Raw genomic sequence first — 706 nt, forward strand, 5'->3', positions numbered from 1 at the left:
GATCCGCAGGCCCAAAGACCCGCAACCCGTCGGGAGGGTCCAGCTCCAACTGGATGGCCCGCCACGGGTCGGCCGGCTCCCCGGGCGAATCGGTGGGACCGGCCCCAAGAAGCCGCCCGACCGGGCCGCCGTGAAGAACCGCAGCCACGTCGGGGGCCAGCGTTCTCGTCAGCCGCCGCCTGTTCTGCGGCTGCGACCGCAACCGTCGATACACCGCCAGAATCTCGTCAGGGCGTTCCCGATACACCGAGTCGACCGGCAGCCTCCCCCGCACCCACCGCAGGAGATCCTCTTCCTCGCTCGGCCCTCCCGCACCGAACGGGCCTCCCGCACCGCGCGGCAACGGATGACCGGCGGAAGCCGGCGCCGCGCCCGGGACGGTCACCATGGCCTGGTAGTGATCCACGCCGTTGTAGTGCACATACACGCTGGCCCGCGGGGCCCCCGCCGACGAGGGATGGAAATGGTATGTCCCCACCTCGCCGGCATCCCCGGTCGTCACGGTCACCACGTCCAGGTCGGTGGCCAGCGCGACAATCTCCGGAACCCGGTCGAAGAACGGCGTCCGCCGCCAGGCGGCAGGATCACGGATCGCACGGGCAACCAGATCACTCACCCCCAAACCGGCGAGCCGTTCCCGCTGACCCACGCTCGCCAGAGCCGGCGACAGCCGCAGCAGACGGTTCCACTGCGCACCGGTCGGATC

1 protein-coding gene is annotated in these 706 nt (G+C 71.0%); it reads right to left on the bottom strand.

Annotated features, from left to right (window positions below; translation table 11 throughout):
- The coding region (locus FF86_RS35155) for a hypothetical protein (protein ID WP_199865886.1) at positions 1–616 on the bottom strand (616 nt) is incomplete at its 3' end.
- Between the last annotated feature and the right edge of the window lie 90 nt (positions 617–706).

Source organism: Frankia sp. CpI1-P (assembly GCF_001421075.1).
GTDB lineage: Bacteria > Actinomycetota > Actinomycetes > Frankiales > Frankiaceae > Frankia > Frankia torreyi.